Below are 24,271 nucleotides of genomic sequence, written 5' to 3'. Positions count from 1 at the left end.
CGGCGATCAGCTCGTACTTGTCGGTCACTGATGGCGTTGCGCGAAGAAGGCGGTCGCTTTTGAGAGGAACTCGCGCTCCATCCGGAGTTCCCGGTTCTCCTTCTCCAGCTCCTTCAACCGTGCGCGGTCGGACATCGAAAGTGGCTCTTCTTCGCCCTGGTGGGTCCGACGCCAGGTGGCCACCCAGCTCCCCAAGGTTCCCTCGTTGATACCGAGATCCTTCGCGATCGCCGATACCGGCCGACNCGAATCGATGACGAGTTTCACGGCCTCGTCCTTGTACTNGGGNGTGTACNGCCTCCGCGACTGACTCATTGATCTCCTCCGCTCACGGATCAATTATCCCACATAGGGATCACTGTCCGAAGAACGGGGACCACCTCAGAGGTGTAGATGGGTTGCAGGTTGATGTTGCGTCCGGTCTGCGGGGCGGCCCACAGATAGCCGTTGCCGGCGTAGATACCCATGTGGGTGATGTTGGAGGGGCTGCCGAAGAAGATGAGGTCGCCGGGCTGCTTACCGGATTTGGGAATGCGGGTCGTCTCTGTCGGGAGGCGAGGTAGACGGCTACGCGGTCCGCACGCTGCCCGCCCTGAGCGACGCCGCGCACCACTGCGACTGACTGCACCGTTTTGGTGGTGTCGCTGACCTGCGCCAGGACGTCAATGCAGCACCTCAATGTCCCGGGCGACCGCCTTGGCGATGCCCCGGAGCCGCCCTTCGATGCGGCGCAGTCGCTTGAGGTAGTCGTCCCTGCCGGTCGTGTAGCCGTGCAGGGCGCCCCCTTCGGTCCGTTTCCCGAAGGTACCCCCCAGGGGTACTTGACGCTTGTCTCGCGCGGCGGCTACACATACCCCACTGGGGTATGTGTAGAGCGCTGGAAGATCGCCCCCGTCGGGGCGACGCGAGGCCCGCCTCGGATGCCGTAGCGCACGTGGTAGGGAACGCGGTTCGAGTGAGAGGAAAGCTGACCATGGCAACGAGGACCTCCACCGTCACCGGCATGACCTGTGGACATTGCGTGAGCGCCGGCAGCGGTGAAGTCGGCGGGATCGACGGCGTCTCCGCCACGGTCAACGACGCCACCGAGACAGCCGCCGTCCGCTACGATCCTCGGCCCGCGGGACCTCGTGGCCACCGTGGAAGCCGCCGGCTACACCGCCCGGCTACCCCAGCCGTCCACCAGCGACACCGCACCGGCAGCGGGTCAGCCCGACGACGGCGCTCACGCATCCAACTCGTTGCNGCTGCGCCGCTTCCACCCCGCCGACCTCCACCCTGCGAACAGGCTGTGAACACCGTCGGGCACGGCGTTCTGCACGCGCTGGGTATCGCTGGGTCGATGACCTGGCAGGTCACCTGGTCGCTGATCCTGGGCTTCACCCTGTCGGCGGTCATCGAGGCGCTGGTACCCAAGTCGACCATCGCGCGTCTCCTGCCCGACGACCGGCCGAAAAGCCTGGCCACCGCCACCGTCCTGGGCGCGGCATCCTCGTCCTGCTCCTACGCCGCCGTCGCGCTGGCCCGCTCGCTGTTCCGCAAGGGCGCCGACTTCACCGCCGCGATGGCCTTCCAGTTCGCCTCCACCAACCTCGTCATCGAACTCGGGCTGATCCTGGCGCTGCTGCTGGGCTGGCAGTTCGCCGCCGCCGAGTTCGTCGGCGGCCCGTTCATGATCGTGCTGTTGGCGCTGATCTTTCGCCGGTTCCTGTCCCCGAACCTGCTCCGGCAGGCCAGGACGCAAGCGGATCGTGCCGTCCCCGGGTCAATGGAAGGTCACACGGCGATGGACATGTCCGTCGCCGGCGAGGGGTCGTTCCGGCGTCGGCTACTCAGCCGGCAGGGCTACACCGCGGTCAGCCACAACTTCGTCATGGAATGGGCCGCAGTGCTCCGCGACATCCTCATCGGCCTGCTGATCGCCGGCGCCGCGGCGGCCTGGATACCCGACACGTTCTGGCGGCACCTGTTCTTCACCGACCACCCGCTCGCCGCCCGGATCTGGGGACCGATCATCGGCCCGCTCGTGGCTGTGGCCGCGTTCGTCTGCTCCATCGGCAACGTCCCGCTCGCGGCCGTGCTGTGGAACGGGGGTATCAGCTTCGGCGGAGTCGTCAGCTTCATCTTCGCCGACCTGATCATTGTTCCGATCATCGTGATCTACCGGAAGTACTACGGCCCGCGGATGGCGCTGTTCCTCGCCGGCACCTTCTACCTCACCATGGTCGCCGCCGGCTACGTCATCGAACTCGTCTTCACCCCGCTCCATCTCCTCCCCACCGGCCCCCGGCATGCCTCCGTCGGAGAGGACGGCATCACCTGGAACTACACCACCTGGCTCAACATCGCCTTCCTCGCCCTGGCGGCGATTCTCCTCCGGCGTTTCCTCGCCACCGGCGGCCGACAGATGCTCACCATGATGGGCGGAGGCCCCGACGACATGAACGGCCATGAGGCCGTGCCATAGGTCGCAGCATCGGACCGGGACGCGGCTGTCGCGACGACGTCCCCTATGCCACCGACTCCCGCGCCGCGCTCCGGATACTCCGGCCCGCTGCACGGCCGGCGGAAGCTAGGCGACGACGAAACGCACCGTGCACAGCGCGCCCATCAGCAGGCAGTAGATCGCGAAGGCGGTCAGGGTGCGGGTTTCGAAGTAGCGGACCAGGAAGCGGATGGACAGGTAGGCGGCGATGCCGGCGACCAGCGCGCCGAGGATGACCTGGCCGCGGATGCCGTCGCCGGCGGGGCCGGNCAGGGCGGGGAGCTTGAGCAGTCCGGCGGCGAGGATGACGGGGGTGGCGAGCAGGAACGAGAAGCGGGCGGCGTCCTCGTGGTCGAGGCCGCGTAGCAGGCCGGCGACCATGGTGATGCCGGAGCGGGAGATGCCGGCGAGCAGCGCGAGGGTCTGGAACAGACCGATCACGCCGGCTTCCCGGTAGGCGAGAGTGTCGAGGCTGCGGTGCTCGGCCACCACGAGGCCACCGCGGGGTGCGGTCGTGTGGCGGCCCGTCGCCCGGCCGCCCGTCGCCCGGCCGCCCGGCGCGATTGTGGTCTGCGTGGGGACGGTGGCTGGGGCGGGGACGGTGAGCGGGACGGTTGCCGGTTCAGCCTTGGCGCTGGCCTGGTGTTTGCCGGCGCGTTGTTCGCTGCGGCGGCGCAGCCGTTCTCCGGCGAGCAGGATCATCCCGTTGGCGGTCAGGAACAGCGCGGCGGCCAGCGGTTTGGCGAACAGGGTACGGAAGGTGTGCTCCAGCGCCAGGCCGATTATTCCGACGGGGACGGTCGCGGCCACGATCAGCCAGGNGAGCCGTTGCGCTGATGTTTCGATGCGCCGGGTGCGCAGCGTGGTGAGGAAGGCCCGGATGATGCGGGCCCAGTCGGATCGGAAAAAGACCAGCAGGGCGGCGGCGGTGGCCACGTGCAGCCCGACGACGAACGTCAGGTAGGGCGAGCCCTCGCTGTTGCCCGAGGCGTTTTCGGTCACCAGGTGCTGCCAGGATCCGCCGATCAGCGCCGGTATCAGCACCGAGTGGCCCAGGCTGGAGACCGGGAACAGCTCGGTGATTCCTTGGAGGAGTCCGATGACGCCCGCCTGCAGGTACGTCAGTTCATGCATGACCGTGTCTCCGCTCGGGTTTTCGTCTCGGGTGGGTTTCAGGTGGTGTCGAAGCAGCCGTCGAACTCGAACACCGGGTTGATGACCTGTTTGCCGGCGGCGCTCCGGATCATGATCGGTCCGACGATCTTGCTGGGGCCGCCGGCCTGGTAACAGCCGTTGGAGCGGACCTGGAGTTCGAACTTGCCGTTCTGGGCCTTGCCGGTGCCGTCGGTCCAGCCGACCTGGCAGATCCAGTCGCTGCCGGCGCCTTTGTCGTGGGATCCGGGGGTGCTGCGGTGGCAGGTGGGTCTGGCGGCGACGGCGGCGGGGGTGAGCCCGGGGTGGCCGAGCAGGGCCTGCTGTTGGACGTAGAGGTTGGCGAAGACGGGGCCGAGTGAGGTCTCGACGCGGGGGCGGGTGACATCGGCGGAGCAGCCGACCAGCGTGGCGGTCAGCGCGGCGGCGGTGACCGCCACGCCGGCCAGGCGAGCCCGGCGGGCCAGCCGGCCACGAGCCGGTCCGCGGGGTGCCCGGTCGCCGCGCGGCCGGTCGGCGGTGGGACGGGGCATGCGGATCAGCCTCCGGTGATGTCGCGGCGGCGCAGCGCCGTGAAGGCGACGGCCAGGCAGATGACGATGTAGGCGACGCTGACGAACGTGCCGTCGCGCAGCGGCCCGTAGTACGGGTGTGCGGCGAACAGGCCGTGCCAGGCGTCGAACGGGGTGACGAGCAGCAGGTGGCGGATGGTGTCGGCGCCGTTGAGGAAGGCGTAGAGCTGCATGAGCAGGCCAAGGATGATCGGTCCGACGATCCCGGCGGGGCTGCTGCGGGTGAGCACCGAGAGCATGATCCCGAGGGCGGTGAAGCCGAGCAGGGGTGGCAGCGCGGTGGCCCAGGCGGCGAGGACCAGCCCGGCGGTGCGGCCCGGGGGCAGCAGGGTGCCGGAGAGGCCTTCCAGCGGCTGATGGCCGACGAGCAGGACGCCGGCGGTCAGGCAGCTTAGCGCGAGGACCGTGACGACGAGCACCGCGAAGGTGGCCGCGGCCAGCGACTTCGCCCAGAAGATCTGGCTGCGGCTGTGGGAGCGGGTCAGGATCGTCTTCCAGGTGCCGTGCTGGTCCTCGCTGGCGAAGATGTCGCCGGCGACGATGCTGGTGAGCAGCGGNAACACCCANTGGGCGGCGAAGCCGAGGATGAGCAGCGGCGTGGCGAAGCCGCTGGNGTGCACCCACCGGCCGTAGAGGGTGTCCTTCGGCAGGCGGTCCTGGCGGTCGAGGAGCACCACGAACACGAACGGGGCGATCAGGCAGACGGCGAGGGTGGCCCGGGTGCGGGCCTGGGCGACGAGTTTGGTGATCTCCCACCGGTAGGCGATGATCACCCGGCCGCGGCCGACCGGACGAGGCCGGACCGCCGCCGGGCCGGCCGTGGGCGTGGTGGTGGCGGGCGTGGTCATGGGGTCGCTCCGGTGAGGTCGCGGGGCTGGCGCGGCAGGCCGGCCGGGGCGGAGCCGGTCGCCGGGTCGGTCTCGGTGAGCATGAAGAACAGCGATTCCAGCGGTGCGATCTCCAGGTGCAGGGCGCGTACCGCGACGCCGGCCCGGCCGAGGGCGATGAGGTAGCCGTCCGCGTCGGCGGTCTGGGCCCGTAGTGCGAGGCCGCCGTCGTGATGGGCGGTGACGGACACGGCGGGATGCTCGGCGGACAGGCGCATCGCCTGCTCGTCATCGCTGGTCGCCAGCCGGTGGGATGGGTCCGGTGCCTGGGCGCGCAGCTGGTCGATCGAGCCGTGGTAGACCACCCGGCCGGTGCGCATGATCGTGACGTTGTCGCAGATCTCCTCGACCTCGTCCATGTTGTGGCTGCTCAGCAGCACGGTCAGCCCGCTGCCGGCGAGCCGGGTGACCAGCGCGCGCATGTCCCGGATGCCGGCGGGGTCCAGTCCGTTGGCCGGCTCGTCGAGGACGAGCAGCCGCGGGTCGCGCAGCAGGGACGCGGCGACGCCGAGCCGTTGGCGCATCCCGAACGAGTAGCCCCCGACCTTGTCACCCGCCCGACCGGCGAGGTCGACCACGTCGAGCACCTGATCGATGCGGCTGTCCGCGTCACCGCCGTCCAGGCCGGCGAGCAGCTCCAGGTTGCGCCGGCCGGACAGGTAGGGATAGAAGCGTGGGCTCTCGATGAACCCCGCGACCCCGTCCAGCATCGCCGGTCCCGCCTCGGCCCACGTCCGGCCGAAGACCCGCAGCGTCCCGGCATCCGGCCGGATCAACCCGAACAGCATCCGCAGGAACGTCGTCTTCCCGGCACNGTTCGGGCCGAGGATGCCGTACACCTCCCCGACGTCCACCCGCAGATCAACATGATCCACGGCCGTGAGCCCACCGAAGCGCTTGACCAGCCCAACGGCTTCGACCGCCGGCACCCCATCCACCATCCGCCGCCCCCTCATGCAGTCATCTACTACTCATTGAATAGTAGATGACTGCACGGGAAGACCCGCGGAGGGCTGGCGGCAGGACGTCGTGGTGGCGAGGGCGGCACGTTGAGGTCCACCGCCACTGCTCGACCTTTCGTACTATCAGTCCAGTAGTAGCGAGGAGGCGCGGTGGCGCGGAAACCCAGACGTGAACCGGGAGCGCTGGAACGCGAGGTACTCGCCGCGATCGCCGCGGCCGGCCGGCCGCTCACCCCGGCCGAGACCCTCGCCGAGCTCGGCGAACCACTGGCCTACACCACGGTGATGACGACCCTCGCTCGCCTACACGACAAGGGCGCCCTGACCCGGGCGCCCGCGGGCCGCTCCTACGTCTACGCCCCGGCCACCGACCCGGACACCCTTGACGCCGCGCTCACCGCCCGGCAGATGTCCCGCCTGCTCGGCGCCGGCAGCCACCGGGCCGAGACACTTGCCCGGTTCGTCGCGGACCTGCGACCGGAGGACGAGCAGCTCCTCGCCGACCTCCTCGCTCCTCACCGGTCCGACACCGACGCCGACGCCGACACCGACGCCGACGCCGACACCGACNCCGACGCCGACACCGACACCGACACCGACGGCGACGTCGGGACCACTGCCGGCGGCGCGGATGGCAGGCCTCGGCGATGACGGCTGTCGCGCTCGTCCCGTTCGTCACGAGCCTGCTGCTGGCCGCCGGCGGCGGTTGGCTCGGCCGGCGGCTACCGCCCGCCGCCGCCACCCGGCTGCTCACCGCTGCCTGCCTGGTGACCGCGCTGGCCACCGGCTTCGTCCTTTCGGTCGTGGCCTTCACCCTGCTCGCCCCGATGCCCGTGCTCGTCGCGGTCGGGCACTGGTCGACCGCCGTGGTCCGCGGCCACGACCCGCTGCCCGCCACCGCCGGGCTGCTCCCCGCCACCGCCGTCATCGGATTGCTCGCCGCCGCCGCCCGCCGGGCCGTCGGCGTCGGCCGGGACCTGGCCGCGGCCGAACTCACCTGCCGCCGGCTCGGACCCGCCCCCACCGGCCTGGTCATCGTCGACGACGACCGGGCCGACGCCTACACCCTGCCCGGACTCACCGGCCGGATCGTCGTGTCCACCGCGATGCTGCGCGCGTTGCCCGCCGACGAACGCCGCGTCCTGCTCGCCCACGAACATTCCCACCTCCGCCACCGCCACCACGCCTACACCCAGCTCGCCGACCTCGCCGCCGCCGCCAACCCGCTCCTGCGGACCTCCGCCGCCGCCGTCCGACTCGCCGTCGAACGCTGGGCCGACGAAGACGCCGCCGCGACCGCCGAGAACCGTGCTGTCGCCGTCCGGACCCTCGCCCGCGCCGGACTCGCCCGCTCCGGCACAGCGACCATGCCGACCGCGGCGCTCGGTGCGGTGCACACCGACCTCGCCCATCGGGCACGGGCCTTGCAGGAGCCACCGCCCACACCACGGCCGGTCCTGGCGGGCATACTCGCCGCGCTCATCCTGGTCACCGCAGCCGCTGCCGTCGACACCTCCCACGTGACCGAACGCCGGTTCGAACGCGCGCAGGCGACGTTCGCGCACCGGCGCTGACCCGTCGCACGCGGACCGAAGCAACGAGTCCGGACGGTGAGGTTCGTTCGTCATCCTCATGGTCCGGTAAGCGATCTGAGCTGATTGTGACTGCTCGGGCGGCGATCCGGATGGGTCGCCGTCGCCGTGGGGATCTCGATGGTGATCCTGCTGGTGTCGGTGGTGAAGGCGGGAAGGTCTGATGGCCGGCGGGGGAGGGCCGGCGGAGGCGCGGGCGGTGACCGTCCGGCTGGTCACGGCGATCATGATCGTGGTCGTCGGCTTGAGTTTCCTGTTCGCGTTCGGCAANGTGTGGCTGCTCGCGTTGCGGCTCGGCGCACGAGGCCGGNAGGGCGGGCGAGGCTGGCTCCACGTCATCGGTCAAGCAGTCGAACTCGGCGGGTGGCACGGATCAGATGAAGGACGCCNATGGCGTCCGCACGAACGTCCACGTCCCGGTCCCGCAGCCTGAGCCGGAACGGGCAGGTGTGCGGGTGGCACCCGCTGAAGTCCCTGCGGACCAGCAGGACGGCGACCATGGCGCCGGTGCGGCGTCGCCAGCTGTGTCTGCGCAGCGCAAGTCCGGCCAAGACGCAGCCGCCGTGGAGGACGGTGCCCTCTTGGACCGGGCGCGCCGCGAGGATGCCTGTTACTGGGAAAAGCACCGCCGGCCGATCTCGGCAAACGAGCTACGGAAGCGGCTGCGGGTCGGGTCGAAGAGGGCCCGGAGTCTGGTCGTGCAGCTCCGCGCCGATGCCCTCCGGGCGATGTGCCTCGTTGAATCCGGACAGTCGCTATCAAGCTGATTTAGACTGCGGGCTGATTTTCGGGTACTCGTCGTGGAGGCCTGTTTGAGATCGAGGTCCTCGGGCCCGCCATCGAGGACGAAGGCTANGCGTCGGCGATTAGGTCGCAGTGTCGACTGGTTGTCCGAACGCCTGGAGATTTGGGGTGATTAAGGTGTATCCGACGCTGCCTGAATCCGAACCGGACGTACAGCTCTCGTACGTGTCGTTACCCACCGCCACGGGTGACGTCACGGCGATGTTATCCCGGCCGACGGCGCCGGGAACCTATCCCGCGGTCGTCGTCGGCGCCGAGGTATGGGGTCTGACCAGCGAGATGGTCGACGTGGCCAGGCGGCTCGCCGGGCAGGGCCACGTGACGATCATGCCGGACTACCTGCGGGGCGAGGGGTTCGACGAGACGACCCGCGACCAGTCCTGGGACCACGCGCTCGACTATCTGGCCAGCCGGCTGTGACACTCGCGTCCGAGAAGAGCCCGAGAAAAAAGGGAGCCCGCATGCCCGCACCACTGCTCGACGGAATCCGGGNCGTCGACCTGTCGACCGGTGTCGCCGGGCCGACGGCGACGATGCTGATGGCCGAGGCGGGCGCGGAGGTAGTCCTGGTCGAGCCGCCCGGCGGCCACCCCGATCGCGCCCTGCCCGGCTTCCGTACCTGGGCCCGTTCCAAGCAGTCGCTGGTGCTGGACGTCGACTCCCCCGAGGGGCGATCGCGGCTCGACGAGCTGCTGCGCGGCGCCGACGTGCTCGTCCACTCGTACAGTCCCACGACGGCGGCCCGGCTCGGCCTCGACGACGCCACTGTCGGGAGCCGCTACCCCGCGCTGGTCGTCTCGTCGGTGCTCGCGTGGCCGGCCAACCACGTCGACGCGGACCGTCCGGTTGACGACCTGCTGGCGCTGGCGCGACTGGGCCTCCTCGATGAGCAACGGGGGCACCGGCCGGGGCCGGTCCACGTCCGGTNCCCGCTCGGCAGCTGGGGGGCCATGTGGCTGTGCGCGACCGGGATCGCGGCCCGGCTGGTGGCACGGGGGCGGACCGGCCGGGGCGGGCCGGTGCACACCAGCCTCGTCCAGGGCGCGCTCGTTCCGATGATGATGCACTGGCACCGGGCCGAGGCGCCGTCGGCCCTGCTCGCGGCGGGCATGCCCAAGGACGAGGCAGTGACACCGCTGTTCGAGTGCGCCGACGGCGAATGGATCCACGTCATGCCGCCGTCCCCCGACGACCTGCCGTTGACGAAGCGGGTGTTCGACGAGATGGGTGCCGACGAGGTCGCCGAGGCCAACCGGCGCCACGCCGGGGGGATCATGGCCAGAGCGTTCCCGAACTGGGGGGCCAACGTCGAGGCGTTCCGCCGCCGGCCCGCGGCCGAGTGGCTGGCCGAGCTGTGGTCCAACGACCGGCCGGCCCAGCCCGTGCTGCCGCTCGGCGCGGTCCTCGACGACGAGCAGGCGAAGGCCAACCGGTACGTCACACAGCTCGACGACCCCGAGGCCGGCCGCATCACCGTGCCCGGCCATCCGGTCACGCTGGACCCGCCTGCCACCGTCCGCAATTCGGCCCCCCGGCTCGGTGAGCACCAGGACGTGGCCGCCAGGCACTGGACGCCCCGCAGCACGGCCACCGACCGCGGCCGCGCCGACGCGGACTCCGCCGCGGGCGGGCCGGTCGAGTCGCTGCGTTTCCCGCTTCAGGGTTTACGGGTGCTGGACTTCGGCGCGTTCCTGGCCGGGCCGTTCGCGCCGATGCTGTTCGCCGATCTGGGCGCCGACGTCGTGAAGGTCGAACCGGCGGCCGGCGAACCTGGCCGCTGGGGCGACTGGCCGTTTGTCGGCTGCCAGCGCGGCAAGCGCGCCGTGGCCCTCGACCTCAAGTCCGAGGCCGCCCGGCCGGCCGTCGAAGCCCTGCTGCGCTGGGCCGACGTCGTGCACCACAACCTGCGCGTGCCGGCCGCCCGCCGGCTCGGCCTGGACGAGCAGGCCGTCCGTGCGGTGAATCCGGACGTGGTGTTCTGTCACACGAGTTCGTACGGTCCGGACGGCGCACGCGCCAACTGGCCCGGCTACGACCAGCTGTTCCAGTCGTCGCTGGGATGGGAGCGGATGGGCGGCGGCGAGGGCAACCCGCCGATGTGGCACCGCTTCGGGTTCATGGACCACCAGTGCGCGATGGCGTCCGCGGCCGCGACGTTATGGGCGGTCCTCGCCCGGGACCGGACCGGTCGGGCGAGTTCGGTCGCCGCGTCCCTGCTGGGTGCCGGGGTGCTCACCACGAGCGAGACCTACCTGCGACCAGACGGCACCCTCGCCCCGGTGCCGATGCTCGACCAGGCGCAGCTGACCACGACACCGGGACGGCGCCTGCTGGCCTGCGCGCAGGGGTGGGTCGCGATGGCCGCGACCGCTGAGCGCGACGTCGCGGCGGCCTGCCAGGCGCTCGGGTGCGGGAGTACGGCGCAGCTCGCGGCGGCGGCCGCCGTCCGCCCGGCCGGTGAGGTGCTCGATCTGCTCGCCGGGGCGGGTGTGGCGGCAGAGGAGGTCCGGCTCGACCAGCGCGACGCGTTCTTCGACTCGGCCGACAACGACGCCGCAGGCCTGATCGCCCGCTACCGCCACCACGACTGGGGCGGCTTCGAGCAGCCGGGCGCACTGTGGGACCTGGGCGACCTGACGACCCAGCTGCATCTGGCCCCGCCGGTACTCGGCGAGCACACGATCGAGGTACTCACCGAAGTCGGGATCGCCCGCGAAACGATCGACGGNCTGATCGCCGCCGGCGCCGCCACGGCCGCGCCACCGCCCGCCCTCCGCACGTGAGTTTTTGCTGATCGAAAACACGGAGGTGGGATGTACAGCCCACCGGCTCGACGAGCAGCTGACACGCGCCCCCCAAAGTTGTACCGTATCTGGTACGACTAGGTGCTCGGGAGGTGGCAGGATGGTTTCGGCGATCAGTGCCAGTGAGGCACGTAAGACGCTGTTTCCGCTGATCGAGCAGGTCAACACCGATCACACACCGGTAGAGATCGTCTCGAAGCGGGGGAACGCGGTCCTGGTGAGCAAGGAGGACTGGGACGCCATCGTGGAGACCAACTACCTGCTGCGCACGCCCGCGAACGCGCGGCGCCTGATGGAAAGCGTGGAGCAGTGGCGTACGGGCGGCGCGGTCGAGCGTCCGGTGGGCCCTGACGAGTGAAGCTGACCTGGACGGACCACGCCTGGGACGACTACCTGTACTGGCAGGGCCAGGACCGCAGGACACTGAAGCGCATCAACGCCCTGATCGCGGACATCGGACGCGATCCGGAGGGGCAGGGGATCGGCAAGCCCGAACTGCTGCGCAACAACCTCGCCGGCCTGCGCTCGCGGCGGATCGATGACGAACACCGCCTGGTCTATGCGGTCGAGCCCGGCCAGATCACGATCATCGCCTGCCGCTACCACTACCAGTAGCCGAGCTCGTACCAGTAGCCGAGCCCGTCACGCCCACACCATGGCCACCTCTCTCCGGTGGGGACCGCTACCTGGCCAACAACGAGTTTCTTGGTGAGGTGCTGTTCGTAGAACGGACAGCACCTCAGACGCCACGCGCCTGCTCGAAGTCCTGCCGCAGCTGAGCCTCACCCTGCACGACGCCCCTGATGTCCTGCAACGGACCCTCTACGACGTCACACAACGGGCCATCGAGGTCGACCATGACCAGAAAGAGATCACGATGAAGATCAAAATTCCGGAAGACCGGATCGACGCGGTCGCTGGTGCCGCGACCCNCGTCCCGTCGGGCGCTACATCACAGGACGCATCCGTGCAACTGCCCCGGTGGTGCGCGGCATCCGCGTAGCCACCTGCCGGTAGGGGCCTTGGAAGGCCCCTACGCGACGTCCCAGTGGTGGTAGTTGGTGTCCCACGGCCACGAGGCCCACACCGCGGCACCGAGGCAGATGGCTCCGAACAGGACGGGGACCGTTCTTGGGTTCACGCTTGCTGCGGGGCGCGAACGGTTTCACGGTCCGGGTTGGTCGCCGATGGTGCGGTGCGGGGCCAGGTCCAGGCGTACCGCACGATGAGGGCGAGTAGGATCAGTTCCAATACGATGCCAAGGCCGTAGAAGTACGGCCAGGACTCGCCCACCGCGTTGAATGCCGTGACGGGAACGTAGAGCGAGGCCACGATGAGGTTCGTGATGNGGGTCGCCCGGGCGGGCAGCGTCATCGACAGCACGACCATGAGGATCGGGATGGCCACTAGGGTCAGCGCCGCGGTCGAAAAGGTCTGGGAGAGGTCGAACTCGAAGACCTTGCCGTCGAGGATGTCTTCGACGACGCCGGGCGTGAAGAAGTTGAGAATGTCCACATAGGCGTACAGGAACATGAAGCTGGTCCACGCCGCGGCGAGCTTGGCTCTCACCGGGATCGGCTGGTCTTCCAGTGTGGTGGTGGGTTGACGCGTTCTCATCATGGGCTCCGTCGTTGGTGAGGATCGGTACGTCCACGATCGCTGAGCCCGCTGGCGGGCACACCGGCCCGGAGGCCGGAGTTCGCCTGGCCGATGAGATGGTCTCTCTCTCGTGCTTTCGGCTGATCCGCCGCTGCCGCGCTGTCCCTACAGTGGACAGATGGTGACGAAGGCGCTGCGCTCGTTGTGGGCCTCGGTCGCCCCGGCCGGGACCAGTCGTCGTGCATGTACGTCAGGTTCGGTTCAGTGCCCCACCCGGCCGGTGTCGTAGGCCCACATCGCGATCTCGACCCTGTTCCGGGCGCNGATCTTGGCCAGCAGGCTCNCGACGTGGGTCTTGGCGGTCGTCAAGCTGATGAACAGCTCGGCGGCGATCTCCGCGTTCGTGCGGCCGACAGCGACCAGTTTCAGCACCTCCTCCTCGCGTTGGGTGAGCGGCTCGATCGGTTGGGTACGGCGTTTCGATGAGGCCCCCGCGGCAAGGGTCGCTAGCAGCCTGCGGGTGATGTTCGGCGCGATCAGGGCATCGCCGACGGCAGCGGCATGGACAGCCTGCACCAGCAACTCTGGCCCGGCATCCTTGAGGAGAAATCCTCGGGCTCCGGCCCGAAGCGCGCCGTGGACGTACTCGTCCAGGTCGAACGTCGTGATCACCACCACCGCAATGGGGTCCGCGACGCCCCGCCCTGCGAGGAGCTCGGTCACCTCGATGCCGTCCAGCCCGGGCATCCGAATGTCGACCAGGCACACGTCGGGGCGGAGCCGATGCGCCAGCTCGACGGCGGCCTTGCCGTCGGCGGCTTGGCCGACGACCTCGATGTCGGGCTGGGCGTCAAGGATCATCGACAGGCCGGTGCGCACCAGATCTTGGTCGTCTGCCACCAGCACGCGCGTCGTCATAGGGGCAACTTCATCGGCAGCTCGGCGTCGACCGCCCACCCGCCCTCGGGCGTCGGCCCAGCGCGTAGCGTGCCGCCGAGCAGCTGCACGCGCTCGGTCATCCCCAGCAGCCCGAAACCGTGGGTCGCCGGCCGCGCCGGGCCGATCTGGCCGTCGTCGGTCACGCGGAGCCGCAGCCTTCCTGCGCCCTCGACGACCCTGATCTCCACACGCGAGGCGTTTCGGGCGTGCCGCAGCGCATTGGTCAGCGCCTCCCGCGCCATCCGGTACACGGCGGCGTCGACCTGGGGCCGAAGTCCGGCCAGATCACCCGCCAACTCCACGTCGACGACGGGGTCCGGTTCGCGGCGGGCGAGGAGCATCAGGTCGGCGACGCCGGGCTGGGGACCGTACTCCGCCGGCGCTCCGTCACGCAGCACCCGGACCATCGCTCGCATCTCTGCCAGGGTCCGCGACGCTTCCCCCTCGATGATCGCAAGCGCCTCGAGCGCCGCTTCAGGTCGCTTCGCGGCCATCGTCATGCCAGCCTGCGCTTGCAGCGTGATCGCCGAGACGTGGTGGGCGACCGAGTCGTGCAGCTCGCGCGCGAGGCCGACGCGTTCCTGGCTGCGGACCTGGTCGAGCGCCCGGCGCCGACTCTCGGCGCGGTAGCGGAACGCCGCTCCGCTCGCTGCCGCCGCCGCCAGGACCGCCAACCCGCCGAAGAGCTCGGCTGGCCCGGTGTAGTCGGTCGCAATGCTGAACCCCGCGGCGACCGCAACCACCAGCAGCCCAATCACGATCTGACGCCCTGAGCCCCAGCGGACCAGCGAGTAGACGAGCACCAGGATGTAGATCATCGTGTTTAGGCCCACGCCTGAGGTCCCGCCCAGCCAGCTCGCCAGTCCTAACGCCATCCCGGTGCCGAAGCCCACCACGACGCAGACCAACGGGTGAGTACGCCGCCATAGCAGCACCGGCGCAAGTCCGACCGTCACAATCGTCACGACCGGCCGCCAGGTGATGTCCTCTCGGAGGGTTCCTTCGAGCAACGCCGCCACCATCACCACGCCGACCAGCACCCAGTCGAGCCACACCCGTTCGGGCGTGTCCGCGGCGCGGGGCTCGTCCCAGAGCGAGCGCAGGCCGGTAGTGAACACACACCCAGCCTAGAGACAGCCCGGGCGTCGGAGACCCACCGAAAGAACGAGACGCCGCTCCCCCCAATGGCAGAGGNGGGTCCGGCCTCGACGCCGATGTGCCGGAAGGCCGGTCGCGGCGAGGCCCAGTGCGCCTGTCTGGTAAAAGTGCTGGCCCCGAGCGAACAACCGGGGCCGTGACGACAAGTTCGACGGACACCCCAAGAGCGTCCGTATCCGTGAAGACGTCCTTGAAGCCGCGATCGCCGACTTCTACGCCGAACGCGTCTTCGGGCGGATTCCGGTGGCAGACCTCGGCAAGGTTGCCCATCTGGCGGGAGTGACGGCCGCCGTCCCCGGGCCGCACCCGGCGGCCACTGGGCATCCAGGTCGCGTAGATGCTGTACGTACCCCCGGGTGGGATTCGAACCCACACTGTCGGTGGTTTGAGCACCGTCTCTCTGCCGTTGGAGTACCGGGGCCGGCGGGTGGAGCGTGGTCGAGCGGGCGGGGCCGCTGCGGAGACGACCGGGCGGAGCTGGGCGAAGAGATCGTGATCGATCCGGTCCGGAACGTCTCGTCCACGACTCTATCCGGGTAGGGTGCGTTTCGACCTCCCGCCCTCCTCTGCTCGGGCAGGATGTCAACCTGACTCCCCTGCCCTGTCACACTAGGGTCACACCTCCGAGACCAGGAGTACGACTCGATGAGCCAACCCTCCTCGAACCCGCGCCGGGTTCTGATCGCCGAGGACGAAGCGCTGATCCGGCTCGACCTCAGGGAGATGCTGCAAGAGGAGGGCTACGAGGTCGTCGGGGAGGCCGGNGACGGCGAGATGGCCGTCAACCTCGCCGGCAAGCTCCGGCCCGACCTGTGCATCCTCGACGTGAAGATGCCCAGGATGGACGGCATCGAGGCCGGCGCGAAGATCNCCAAGGACCGCATCGCCCCCGTGGTCATCCTCACCGCGTTCAGTCAGCGGGAGCTGGTCGAGCGGGCCCGCGAGGCCGGCGCCATGGCCTACGTCGTCAAGCCGTTCCAGAAGAAGGACCTGCTGCCCACGATCGAGATGGCGATGAGCCGGTTCACGGAGATCGTGAGCCTGGAGGCCGAGGTCGAGGACCTGCAGGGCCGGCTCGAGGCCAGGAAGATCATCGAGCGGGCGAAGGGTGTGCTCCAGACCGAGCACAGCATGACCGAGCCCGACGCCTTCCGCTGGATCCAGCGGACGTCGATGAACCAGCGTCGGACGATGCGCGCCGTAGCCGAGGCCGTGCTGTCGGGCGAGGCGCTGCCAGGGTCGTGACGTCCCCGTTCGTGCCGCCCCCGGCAACCCCGTCCGTGCCGTCCCCGGCAACGCGCGGGCCGGGGACCGGGTGAGCGACGCCTCGCCNCCGGGATCAGCGCCGATCCCCGGTCCCGAGGACGCGCCGCAGCCGTCCCCCCGAGCACCGGAACCGGTTTTGGCGGACGCCCCCGCGCCCGCGCCCGCATCGACCGAGGCCGACACTTCCTCCCCGGGCGCCGAGGCCTCAGACCCAGGCGCAGGGGCCTCAGGCCCAGGCGCGGAGGCCCCCGCGCCCGCTCGAGCGACGCCGGGGTCCGCGCGACCGTGGCGGGTCCGAGCGGGTCATGCGCGAGCGACTCTCGTGGCGGTCGTCGGCCGGATCGGGCAGTGGAGCCGGGCGCGGTGGCGCACCGGCCGGGGTCGGGCGATCCTCGCCGCGATCGTCGCTCTGGTCCTGGCCGTGCCGTCGGCGCTGGGGCTCATCCTGGCCACCGCCCTCGACAGCGACCGCGGCGCCGACGTTCGCGTGACCCGGGTGGCCACCCTCGGCGTCATGGCACCGCTGTCGGGTGATCTGTCCGCCGAGGGAACGAGCGCGCGCAACGCTGTCGCGCTCGCCGTCGAGGAGGCCAACGATTCGGGGGCGATCCCGGGTTGGCGCCTGGAGCTGTCCACCCACGACGACCTGTCCCGCCCGGACGGGGGAGCCCAGGCCGCCGACGCCTTCACCGCCAACGACCGCCTGATCGGCGTCGTCGGGCCGTTGAGCTCGCTCGTGGCCAAGGTCGCCCTGCCCGCGCTGAGTGCCGAGGGCATCCCGGTCGTCTCCCCGTCCAATGCCGNCCCCNCCCTCACCGGTGCCGGCATCGACCCGCGCACCCGCCCCTACCCGACCTACTTCCGGCTCGCCGGCACCGACGAGCTGCAGGCGCGGGTGGCCGCCGAGTACGCGGTGCGGACGCTCGGCCGCCGACGCATCGCCGTCGTCGACGGGGAACCCCGCTACGGCACGACGCTCGGCGGCCGGTTCGCGGTGCGTGCCGCCGCGTTGGGGGCGACGGTCACGTCGGTCTACCAGGTCCAGGGGGACGGCTCCGACGGGTCCGAGCTGGATTCGACCGTGGAGGCGATCGAGCAGGAGGCCCCCGACCTGGTCTACCTCGCCACCGGCGCGGCGTTCGCCGGGAAGCTGCGCACCCGGCTCGCCGCGTCGGGCGCGTCGATCCAGGTCATGGGCTCGGACGCGCTGCTGCAACGCCGCTACACCGACGACGCGAAGTCGGCCGCGGACGGGGACCTGATCACCAGTCTGCTGGTCCCGCCGACGAGGCTGCCGGCCGCCGGTGCATTCGTCGCCGACTACTCCCAGCGGTTCGGCGGTCCGGCGGACGACGACGGCAGCACGACCCCGAGCGGCGCCGACAGTACCGACGGGTCCGACGTCGGCGAGCGGAACCGCGAGGACGCCACCCGGACTCTGCCCGCCACCCGGACTCTGCCTGCCACCCGGACTCTGCCTGCCACCCGGACTCTGCCTGCCACCCGGACTCCGCCTGCCACCCGGACTCCGCCTGCCACCCGGACTCCCGAAGCGGCCGCGGTCGCGGGGACGGGTGGCCAGCCGGCATCGCCGCCGCGTGAGGGTCGCCAATCGGCGGCGCGGGACCCGGCCGGGAGCGGCGCCGCCGGTGGCGACGCGGCTGCGGCGCAGCGCCGGCAGGTGGCCCACGACGCCGCCGTCGAGCTCGCTCAACGTCGCGCCGAGGCCGTTCCCCCGGTGGCCGCCTACGCCTATGACGCGGCGCGGACGATCATCCGGGCGGCGGCGACAGTGCTGCCCGGCCGTCCTTCCGTCGACGCGGCCGCCCGGCACGACGTCGTGGTCGCGATCGGCCGTGGCTCGTTCGCCGGCGTCACGGGTTCCGTCGGCTTCGATCGCTGGGGGGACACGCCCACGCCGAGAGTCGCCCTCTACACCGTGCTCGGGGGCCGGTTCGTCGCCCTGACGACCTGGACCTGACCCGCCGGTCGGTTCCCGTGGCGCTGCCGGTCGTACCCGGCCGAGTGGGTGTGGCCCGCAGCCCCACGTCCACGTNCACATCCACGCCAGGAAATCACTCAAGGCTACGACACGCTCACTACGAGCTTTCCTTGGTCGATATCGNGGGCTAGGTTTCGTCGCGACAAGTCGTCGATCGGTTACCTGATTTCTTCGACGACATTTCCGGCGACTCCGGCGCCCCGGGTGCCGACACCAGCAGCGAGGTGCTGCGGAAGGACGTGTCATGAGCGGTCCTGGACGGCGATGGGCAGTGCTCGGGGCCGCGGGGGTGCTGACGGCCGTGGCCGCGCTCGGCGGGTGCGGCGGCTCCACCGCAGAGGTCGGGAAGAAGGAGTTCGTCATCGGCTTCCAGGGGCCGCTGTCCGGCGACAACCAGCAGCTCGGCATCAACGCCTACGACGGCGTGCTGACCGCCGTCGACCTGGCCAATCGACGCGATGATCTGCCGTTCCGGCTGCGGCTGGTCGCCTCGGACGACCAGGGCGACCCCGACCAGGGCCCGACCGCCGCGCAGAAGCTCCTCGACAACCCGGGCGTCGTCGCCGTCGTCGGTCCGGTCTTCTCCGGGCCGACGAAGTCGAGCGAGCCGCTCTACTCCCAGACCGGCCTGCTGTCGGTGAGCCCGTCGGCGACGAACCCGGCGCTCACCGACCTCGGCTTCCTCACCTTCTACCGGGTGATCGCCCCCGACACGGTCCAGGGCGCGGCCNCAGCCGAGTACCTGACCAAGGTGCTGAAGGCGACGAAGGTCTACTCGCTGGATGACCGCAGCGAGTACGGNACCGGCCTGTCCGGGGCACTCGAGCAGGCGCTGACCGCCCACGACGTCAAGGTCGTCCACGACGGCATCAACCCGACGAAGGACTACACCTCCCAGGCCACGAAGATCATCGGTGAGCGGCCGGACGTTCTCTACTACTCCGGCTACTACTCGGAGCTCGCCCTGCTGACCAAGGCGCTGCGCAGCAAGGGCTTCACCGGGAAGATCGTCAGTGGGGACGGGGCCAACGACGACCAGCTCATCCGGGAGGCCGGCGTCGGCAACGCCGAGGGCACGCTGCTCACCTGCGCCTGCGGGGATCCGAACAGCGATCCCGCCGCGGCCGGTTTCGTCGCCGAATACCGGACGGTCAACAGCGGGGCCCGACCGGGCACGTACTCCGGCGAGGCGTACGACGCCACCAACGCGATCATCGAGGTGCTGCGCAAGATCGGCACCGGGGCCACCCGGGAGTCGGTCGCGGCCGCGTTCGGCTCCGTGAACGTCCCCGGCGTCACCAAGCGGATCCGGTTCCGTAAGAACGGCGAGGTGGAGGGGTCGACGGTCTACCTCTACGAGGTCCGGNACGGGAAGCGGACCGTGCTCGGCCCGGTCCAGTCACTCGTCAAGCCGTGACCCCGCGGCGGACCCCGGTTCCGCCCCGCCTACCTCCGGGTCACCGGCGTCAAGCGGGCGGACCCGGAGGTGTGCCATTCGGGCCGGTGTGCAGTGCAGTTCGGGCCGGTGTGCCGTTCGGGCCGGTGTGCTGTTCGGGCCGGAGGACCCGTCGGCCGGCGGGAACGGCTGGGCCGCAGACGGGAACCAGGGTCGATCGGTCCGGTCGGGGATTCGCGCGATCGGAGACTCGATGGTGAGGCACCCGGGACCGACTTTGGTGCCGTCCGGACCTTCCCCGAGCCCAGGCGTTGTCTACTCGCCCATCCCGGGTGCCACGGGCGATGAGATTAGGGCGGTCCATGCATCTGGTCAATGCATCGGAGTGGTCCGGTGTGTCAGTTCGAGTGTCCTCCTGGGTGGGCAGGAGAACCGGAAAATACTGGCATTAGGGCGATCCATGTCCGGTTTTCGTGTCCCGGTCGGCGGCGGGCCGCTTCCGATCAGCTCGGGCCAGATGTGTTCAGGCCGGCCGGCAGTCCGCTGCGGATCATGCAGGTGAGGCGGCAGGTGCAGGTCACGCGGCCGGCGTCGTCGGTGATCCGGATGTCGTAGGTGACGAGGCTACGCCCGCCACGGATGCGGGTGGCGACGGCGGTGACGGTGCCCGAGGTCGCCGACCGGTGGTGCGAGGCGCTGATCTCGATACCGACGGCCATCGAGCCGGGCGGGGCGTCCAGGTTCGCCCCGACCGAGCCCAGCGTCTCGGCGAGCACCACGGAGGCGCCGCCGTGCAGGAGACCGTAGGGCTGTCGATTGCCCTCGACGGGCATCGTGGCGACCAGCCGCTCGGGGCTCGCCTCGGTGAGCAGGATGCCCATTTGCCGCTCGATCTCCCCGCGCGCGGCGTTGATCTGCGCGGCCAGCCGAACCGCGTCGGCTTCCTCGACGTCAGCCTCCACGACGTTGGCCTCGACGCGCGGACCCCTGTTGCCGTCCTCACCACTGCCCTGGATCGCGGCGATGTCGTCGGCCGCGGGCGCGGCATCGGCAGCGGTCATGACCGCCAGCCTAGACGACCAGCTCCCGTCGGCTGGCCGACCAACCACGATGTGTGGCCGAACCCTGGCGCCGGGCACCGGCCTCCGGCGAGGGCAGGCCCCCGACCGCCTTCGCCCCGGCCGAGCGCCAGTGGTTGGAGGTTGCTGGCGCCTCCCGCCGTAGGAAAGGTCATCAGCCTCAGGCAACTCGCGGCGCGACCGGGGGTGGACCGACGGCGGGTGGCTGAGGGCGGACGGACAGCAGGACGGACGGCAGTCGGCCATGCGGTCCGGGCACGCGGTCCGGGCACACAGTGGCCCCCGCCGCGATGGACCGCCCACAGACAACGGAACTGTCGGACGCACGGCCTAAACTCGCCGCGTGTCCGTCACCACGCCGAACTCGCCCGCCGACCAGCCGGCTCCGTCCGCCGCCGAGGCCCCGTCCGCCGCCGAGGCAGGGTCCGTTGCCGAGGCAGGATCCGCCGCCAGAGCAAGGCCCGCCGACGATGCGGGATCCGCCGGGGCCGGGTTCCCGACCGGCGCGGCGTTCGCTGCCGAGACGAGCGCCTCCGCGGCGGCTGGGTCGGCCGGTGCGGAGGAGCCCGCGGCGGAGGCTCGGCCGGCGAAGCCGCGCGGTGTCCGACGGTCCACCGCCGCGTCGACGTCGACGGCCAAGACGCCAGCGGCCAAGTCGGAGACGGCCGCGACGGCCAAGGCGAAGACGGTCAAGACGGACACGGCTGCGACGGCGAAGGCGACTACGGCGAAGTCGACCGCGGCGAAGAAGGCGGCGCCCGCGGCCGCGGTCCCGCGGCTGCTGCTGCTTGACGGGCATTCGCTGGCCTACCGCGCGTTCTACGCGTTGCCGGTGGAGAACTTCTCCACCACCACCGGCCAGCCGACCAACGCCGTGTACGGATTCACCTCGATGCTCATCAATGTCCTGCGCGACGAGAAGCCGACCCACGTGGCAGTCGCCTGGGACCTGCCGACTCCGACCTTCCGCCACACCCAGTACGCCGAGTACAAGGCGGGCCGCTCGGAGACCCCGGCCGACTTCGTCGGGCAGGTCAGCCTCATCCACCAGGTGTGCGACGCGCTCGCCGTGCCGGGGGTCAGNGCCGCCGGCTACGAGGCCGACGACGTGATCGCCACCCTCGCGACCGCGGGCGCCGCGGTGGGGATGGACGTGCTGGTCGTCACCGGCGACCGGGACGCGTTGCAGCTCGTCAACGAGCGGGTCACGGTCCTGATGACCCGCAAAGGCATTTCCGACATGACCCGGTTCACCCCGGACGAGGTGCAGGCGAAGTACGGCCTGTCACCGGTGCAGTACCCGGATTTTGCGGCGCTGCGCGGCGACCCGTCCGACAACCTGCCCTCCGTGCCGGGAGTGGGGGAGAAGACCGCCACCAAGTGGATCCAGCAGTTCGGGTCCCTCGCCGAGCTGGTGGACCGGGCCGACGAGATCGGCGGGAAGACGGGGGCGTCGCTGCGCGCCCACCTGGCGTCGGTCATCCGCAACCGTTCGCTGACCGAGCTGTCCCGCGATGTTCCGCTCCCCGTCGGACCGGACGAGCTGCGCCTGCGCCCCTGGGATCGCGAGGCCGTCCACCAGTTGTTCGACACGCTGCAGTTCCGCGTCCTGCGTGAGCGCCTCTACGCGGCCCTGGCCACCGCCCCGCCGCCCGTCGAGGAGGGTTTCGACGTCGACCTGACCACCCTCGGTCCTGACGAGGTGGCCCAGTGGCTCGACGAGCACGCCCGCGGGGTCGGCCGCACCGGCCTGCACGCCCGCGGAACCTGGGGGCGGGGCACGGGCGTGCTGTCCGGCCTCGCCCTGGCCTCGGCCGACGGCGCCGCGGCCTGGCTCGACCCGACCCAGCTCACCCCGGCGGACCTGACGGCGCTCGGCGGCTGGCTCGCCGATGCGCACCAGCCGAAGGCGGCGCACGACGTCAAGGGCCCGATGCTGGCTCTCGCGGAGTTGGGCCTGACGCTGGCCGGCGTCACCAGTGACACCGCGCTGGCCGCCTACCTGGCCCTGCCCGGCCAGCGCTCGTTCGACCTGGCCGACCTGGTCGCCCGCTACCTGCACCGGGACCTGGCCGTCGAGCCGGCCGGCAACGGCCAGCTCACCCTCGACGGCTCCGGGGAGGCGGAGGAGTCCCACGCGGACGCGGTGCGGGCCCGCGCGTGCCTGGAGCTCGCCGACGAGCTTGACGCGGACCTGGAGCGCCGTTCCGCCGCGGTCCTGCTGCGGGACATGGAACTTCCGCTGGTCACGGTCCTCGCCGGGATGGAACGGGCCGGCATCGCCGCCGACCAGGATCATCTGACCGAGCTGCAGAAGCACTACGGCGGCGAGGTCACGGCCGTCGCCGCGCAGGCCCATGAGATCGTCGGCCGGACGTTCAACCTCGGTTCCCCCAAGCAGCTCCAGCAGATCCTGTTCGACGAGCTCGGCCTGCCCAAGACCAAGAAGATCAAGACCGGCTACACCACCGACGCCGACGCCCTCGTCTGGCTCGCGGTCCAATCCGACCACCCGCTGCTGCCGGTGCTGCTGCGCCACCGGGACGTGGCCCGGCTCAAGACCGTCGTCGATTCACTGCTGCCCATGATCGATGATGTCGGCCGCATCCACACCACGTTCAACCAGATGATCGCTGCCACCGGCCGGCTGTCGTCCACCGATCCGAACCTCCAGAACATCCCGATCCGCACCGCCGAGGGGCGCCAGATCAGGCGTGCCTTCGTCGTCGGCCCCGGTTACGAGACCCTGCTCACCGCCGACTACTCGCAGATCGAGATGCGGATCATGGCGCACCTGTCCGGCGACGAGGGCCTCATCGAGGCGTTCGGATCAGGCGAGGACCTGCACACCTTCGTCGCCGCAGAGGCGTTCGACCTGCCCATCAGCGAGGTCGACCCCGAGCTGCGGCGGCGCATCAAGGCGATGTCCTACGGGCTGGCGTACGGACTGTCGGCGTTCGGCCTCGCCAGCCAGCTCGGGATCGCCCCCGACGAGGCGCGCGAGCACATGGACGCGTACTTCGGCCGGTTCGGCGGGGTGCGCGACTTCCTGCGCGGTGTGGTCGAACGGGCCCGCCAGGACGGCTACACCGAGACGATGCTCGGCCGTCGGCGTTACCTGCCCGACCTGACCAGCGACAACGCCCAGCGCCGGCAGATGGCCGAGCGGATGGCCCTCAACGCCCCGATCCAGGGCTCGGCCGCCGACATCATCAAGATCGCTATGCTGGGGGTCGACCGGGCGCTGCGGGCCGGCGGGCACGCCTCCCGGCTGTTGCTCCAGGTCCACGACGAACTCGTGCTGGAGATCGCTCCCGGCGAGTACGACGCGGTCGAGGCGCTCGTACGCGCCGAGATGACGTCGGCGTACACCATGTCGGTGCCCCTCGACGTCAGCGTCGGAGCCGGCCGGACCTGGGACGACGCCGCTCACTGAATGCCGGAAAAGCCCGCTCCGAGCGCCGCTGCGCCGATGGTCTGTATACGTTCCGGTCGGGATTTCCGCGGGCGCGCGGCGGACTATGTCCGGACATAGTCGCGTGGTCGCGGTGCAGGTTTCGGACGCGCATGTTAG

Annotated in this window: 15 protein-coding genes, 1 tRNA gene and 22 pseudogenes; 19 read left to right on the top strand and 19 right to left on the bottom strand. The window is 70.6% G+C overall.

Annotation, left to right across the window (positions count from 1 at the left end):
* The 3 genes and pseudogenes from FF86_RS10985 to FF86_RS45890 form a co-directional block, all read right to left on the bottom strand.
* Window positions 1–245, bottom strand: a pseudogene (locus FF86_RS10985) (transposase); the annotation flags it as partial.
* A 90-nt stretch (window positions 246–335) separates the two neighbouring features.
* Window positions 336–542, bottom strand: a pseudogene (locus FF86_RS31810) (NlpC/P60 family protein); the annotation flags it as partial.
* A 120-nt stretch (window positions 543–662) separates the two neighbouring features.
* Window positions 663–980, bottom strand: a complete 318-nt coding sequence (locus FF86_RS45890) for a metal-sensing transcriptional repressor (protein WP_242418546.1) — start codon at window positions 978–980, stop codon at window positions 663–665.
* Between FF86_RS45890 and FF86_RS65815 the strand changes: the two are divergent.
* Window positions 866–1,245, top strand: a pseudogene (locus FF86_RS65815) (cation transporter); the annotation flags it as partial. The gene FF86_RS45890 and the pseudogene FF86_RS65815 sit on opposite strands and share 115 nt — an antisense overlap.
* A gap of 46 nt (window positions 1,246–1,291) precedes the next feature.
* Window positions 1,292–2,467 (top strand): permease, encoded by a 1,176-nt coding sequence (locus FF86_RS10980; protein WP_044884763.1) that lies wholly within the window; start codon window positions 1,292–1,294, stop codon window positions 2,465–2,467.
* 105 nt (window positions 2,468–2,572) lie between these two features.
* On the opposite strand, the pseudogene FF86_RS45885 reads toward FF86_RS10980, so the two are convergent.
* The 9 genes and pseudogenes from FF86_RS45885 to FF86_RS62160 all read right to left on the bottom strand — a co-directional run.
* Window positions 2,573–2,754 (bottom strand): annotated as a pseudogene (locus FF86_RS45885) (undecaprenyl-diphosphate phosphatase); the annotation flags it as partial.
* 1 nt (window position 2,755) lies between these two features.
* Window positions 2,756–3,306: pseudogene (locus tag FF86_RS45880) on the bottom strand (undecaprenyl-diphosphate phosphatase); the annotation flags it as partial.
* Between the two features lies 1 nt (window position 3,307).
* Window positions 3,308–3,619, bottom strand: a 312-nt coding sequence (locus tag FF86_RS45875) for an undecaprenyl-diphosphate phosphatase (RefSeq protein ID WP_304438127.1), incomplete at its 3' end; no start/stop codon positions are given.
* A 38-nt stretch (window positions 3,620–3,657) separates the two neighbouring features.
* Window positions 3,658–4,170 (bottom strand): hypothetical protein, encoded by a 513-nt coding sequence (locus FF86_RS10970; protein WP_044884761.1) that lies wholly within the window; start codon window positions 4,168–4,170, stop codon window positions 3,658–3,660.
* Between the two features lie 5 nt (window positions 4,171–4,175).
* A partial coding sequence (locus FF86_RS10965) for an ABC transporter permease (RefSeq protein ID WP_242418545.1) occupies window positions 4,176–4,766 on the bottom strand: 591 nt, incomplete at its 5' end.
* Between the two features lie 10 nt (window positions 4,767–4,776).
* Window positions 4,777–4,822 (bottom strand): annotated as a pseudogene (locus FF86_RS45870) (hypothetical protein); the annotation flags it as partial.
* Window position 4,823: 1 nt separating this feature from the next.
* Window positions 4,824–5,057, bottom strand: a pseudogene (locus FF86_RS45865) (ABC transporter permease); the annotation flags it as partial.
* Window positions 5,054–5,910, bottom strand: a pseudogene (locus FF86_RS10960) (ABC transporter ATP-binding protein); the annotation flags it as partial. The pseudogenes FF86_RS10960 and FF86_RS45865, both read right to left, overlap by 4 nt.
* A 1-nt stretch (window position 5,911) precedes the next feature.
* A pseudogene (locus tag FF86_RS62160) lies at window positions 5,912–6,037 on the bottom strand (ABC transporter ATP-binding protein); the annotation flags it as partial.
* A 171-nt stretch (window positions 6,038–6,208) separates the two neighbouring features.
* Here FF86_RS62160 and FF86_RS10955 point away from each other — a divergent pair.
* The 7 genes and pseudogenes from FF86_RS10955 to FF86_RS10920 form a co-directional block, all read left to right on the top strand.
* Window positions 6,209–6,628 (top strand): annotated as a pseudogene (locus FF86_RS10955) (BlaI/MecI/CopY family transcriptional regulator); the annotation flags it as partial.
* 77 nt (window positions 6,629–6,705) lie between these two features.
* Entirely contained in the window at window positions 6,706–7,632 is a 927-nt protein-coding gene (locus FF86_RS10950; protein ID WP_044884758.1) for a M56 family metallopeptidase, read from the top strand.
* A gap of 1,023 nt (window positions 7,633–8,655) precedes the next feature.
* Window positions 8,656–8,874, top strand: a complete 219-nt coding sequence (locus tag FF86_RS34200; RefSeq protein WP_128423288.1) for a dienelactone hydrolase family protein — start codon at window positions 8,656–8,658, stop codon at window positions 8,872–8,874.
* A 73-nt stretch (window positions 8,875–8,947) separates the two neighbouring features.
* A pseudogene (locus FF86_RS45855) lies at window positions 8,948–9,381 on the top strand (CoA transferase); the annotation flags it as partial.
* Between the two features lies 1 nt (window position 9,382).
* Window positions 9,383–11,182: pseudogene (locus FF86_RS10930) on the top strand (CoA transferase); the annotation flags it as partial.
* Between the two features lie 176 nt (window positions 11,183–11,358).
* Window positions 11,359–11,616, top strand: coding sequence for a type II toxin-antitoxin system Phd/YefM family antitoxin (locus FF86_RS10925; protein ID WP_044884754.1), 258 nt, complete (start codon window positions 11,359–11,361; stop codon window positions 11,614–11,616).
* Window positions 11,613–11,873 carry a Txe/YoeB family addiction module toxin gene (locus tag FF86_RS10920; protein WP_044884753.1) on the top strand — a complete coding sequence of 87 codons (261 nt, stop codon included), beginning with the start codon at window positions 11,613–11,615 and terminating at the stop codon, window positions 11,871–11,873. The genes FF86_RS10925 and FF86_RS10920 overlap by 4 nt, the downstream gene beginning before the upstream one ends.
* A 522-nt stretch (window positions 11,874–12,395) precedes the next feature.
* Here FF86_RS10920 and FF86_RS45850 read toward each other — a convergent pair.
* The 6 genes and pseudogenes from FF86_RS45850 to FF86_RS10900 all read right to left on the bottom strand — a co-directional run.
* Window positions 12,396–12,606 (bottom strand): annotated as a pseudogene (locus FF86_RS45850) (hypothetical protein); the annotation flags it as partial.
* A 1-nt stretch (window position 12,607) separates the two neighbouring features.
* A pseudogene (locus FF86_RS45845) lies at window positions 12,608–12,875 on the bottom strand (hypothetical protein); the annotation flags it as partial.
* Between the two features lie 243 nt (window positions 12,876–13,118).
* Window positions 13,119–13,180: pseudogene (locus FF86_RS62155) on the bottom strand (hypothetical protein); the annotation flags it as partial.
* Between the two features lie 21 nt (window positions 13,181–13,201).
* The coding region (locus FF86_RS10910; RefSeq protein WP_242418544.1) for a response regulator transcription factor at window positions 13,202–13,775 on the bottom strand (574 nt) is incomplete at its 3' end.
* Window positions 13,772–14,914 (bottom strand): sensor histidine kinase, encoded by a 1,143-nt coding sequence (locus FF86_RS10905; protein ID WP_044884752.1) that lies wholly within the window; start codon window positions 14,912–14,914, stop codon window positions 13,772–13,774. The genes FF86_RS10910 and FF86_RS10905, both read right to left, overlap by 4 nt.
* Window positions 14,915–15,302: 388 nt before the next feature.
* A tRNA-Leu gene (locus FF86_RS10900) sits at window positions 15,303–15,375 on the bottom strand.
* A 224-nt stretch (window positions 15,376–15,599) separates the two neighbouring features.
* On the opposite strand from FF86_RS10900, the pseudogene FF86_RS45840 reads away from it, so the two are divergent.
* The 8 genes and pseudogenes from FF86_RS45840 to FF86_RS45810 all read left to right on the top strand — a co-directional run.
* Window positions 15,600–15,718 (top strand): annotated as a pseudogene (locus FF86_RS45840) (response regulator); the annotation flags it as partial.
* Between the two features lies 1 nt (window position 15,719).
* Window positions 15,720–15,824: pseudogene (locus FF86_RS45835) on the top strand (response regulator); the annotation flags it as partial.
* A 1-nt stretch (window position 15,825) separates the two neighbouring features.
* The coding region (locus FF86_RS45830) for an ANTAR domain-containing response regulator (RefSeq protein WP_242418542.1) at window positions 15,826–16,199 on the top strand (374 nt) is incomplete at its 5' end.
* Between the two features lie 535 nt (window positions 16,200–16,734).
* Window positions 16,735–17,023 (top strand): annotated as a pseudogene (locus tag FF86_RS45825) (ABC transporter substrate-binding protein); the annotation flags it as partial.
* A gap of 6 nt (window positions 17,024–17,029) precedes the next feature.
* A partial coding sequence (locus FF86_RS10890; RefSeq protein WP_242418541.1) for an ABC transporter substrate-binding protein occupies window positions 17,030–18,201 on the top strand: 1,172 nt, incomplete at its 5' end.
* Between the two features lie 265 nt (window positions 18,202–18,466).
* Window positions 18,467–18,952: pseudogene (locus FF86_RS45820) on the top strand (ABC transporter substrate-binding protein); the annotation flags it as partial.
* Between the two features lies 1 nt (window position 18,953).
* Window positions 18,954–19,023 (top strand): annotated as a pseudogene (locus tag FF86_RS45815) (hypothetical protein); the annotation flags it as partial.
* A gap of 1 nt (window position 19,024) precedes the next feature.
* Window positions 19,025–19,588: pseudogene (locus FF86_RS45810) on the top strand (branched-chain amino acid ABC transporter substrate-binding protein); the annotation flags it as partial.
* Window positions 19,589–20,121: 533 nt separating this feature from the next.
* On the opposite strand, the gene FF86_RS10880 reads toward FF86_RS45810, so the two are convergent.
* Window positions 20,122–20,679, bottom strand: coding sequence for a PaaI family thioesterase (locus tag FF86_RS10880; protein ID WP_082121803.1), 558 nt, complete (start codon window positions 20,677–20,679; stop codon window positions 20,122–20,124).
* Window positions 20,680–21,040: 361 nt separating this feature from the next.
* On the opposite strand from FF86_RS10880, the pseudogene FF86_RS45805 reads away from it, so the two are divergent.
* A pseudogene (locus tag FF86_RS45805) lies at window positions 21,041–21,780 on the top strand (hypothetical protein); the annotation flags it as partial.
* A gap of 1 nt (window position 21,781) precedes the next feature.
* Window positions 21,782–24,133, top strand: a 2,352-nt coding sequence (polA, locus tag FF86_RS10875; RefSeq protein WP_242418540.1) for a DNA polymerase I, incomplete at its 5' end; no start/stop codon positions are given.
* Window positions 24,134–24,271 lie beyond the last annotated feature (138 nt).

Source organism: Frankia sp. CpI1-P, from assembly GCF_001421075.1.
Lineage (GTDB): Bacteria > Actinomycetota > Actinomycetes > Frankiales > Frankiaceae > Frankia > Frankia torreyi.
Note: the sequence above shows the minus strand (reverse complement) of the source record. Positions and strands in the feature narration are given on the sequence as shown.

Coding starts and splice junctions, on each gene's coding strand:
- FF86_RS10970 (WP_044884761.1), bottom strand. CDS start 4,170: ATGCCCCGTCCCACCGCCGACCGGCCGCGCGGCGACCGGGCACCCCGC.
- FF86_RS10950 (WP_044884758.1), top strand. CDS start 6,706: ATGACGGCTGTCGCGCTCGTCCCGTTCGTCACGAGCCTGCTGCTGGCC.
- FF86_RS34200 (WP_128423288.1), top strand. CDS start 8,656: ATGTTATCCCGGCCGACGGCGCCGGGAACCTATCCCGCGGTCGTCGTC.
- FF86_RS10925 (WP_044884754.1), top strand. CDS start 11,359: ATGGTTTCGGCGATCAGTGCCAGTGAGGCACGTAAGACGCTGTTTCCG.
- FF86_RS10880 (WP_082121803.1), bottom strand. CDS start 20,679: ATGACCGCTGCCGATGCCGCGCCCGCGGCCGACGACATCGCCGCGATC.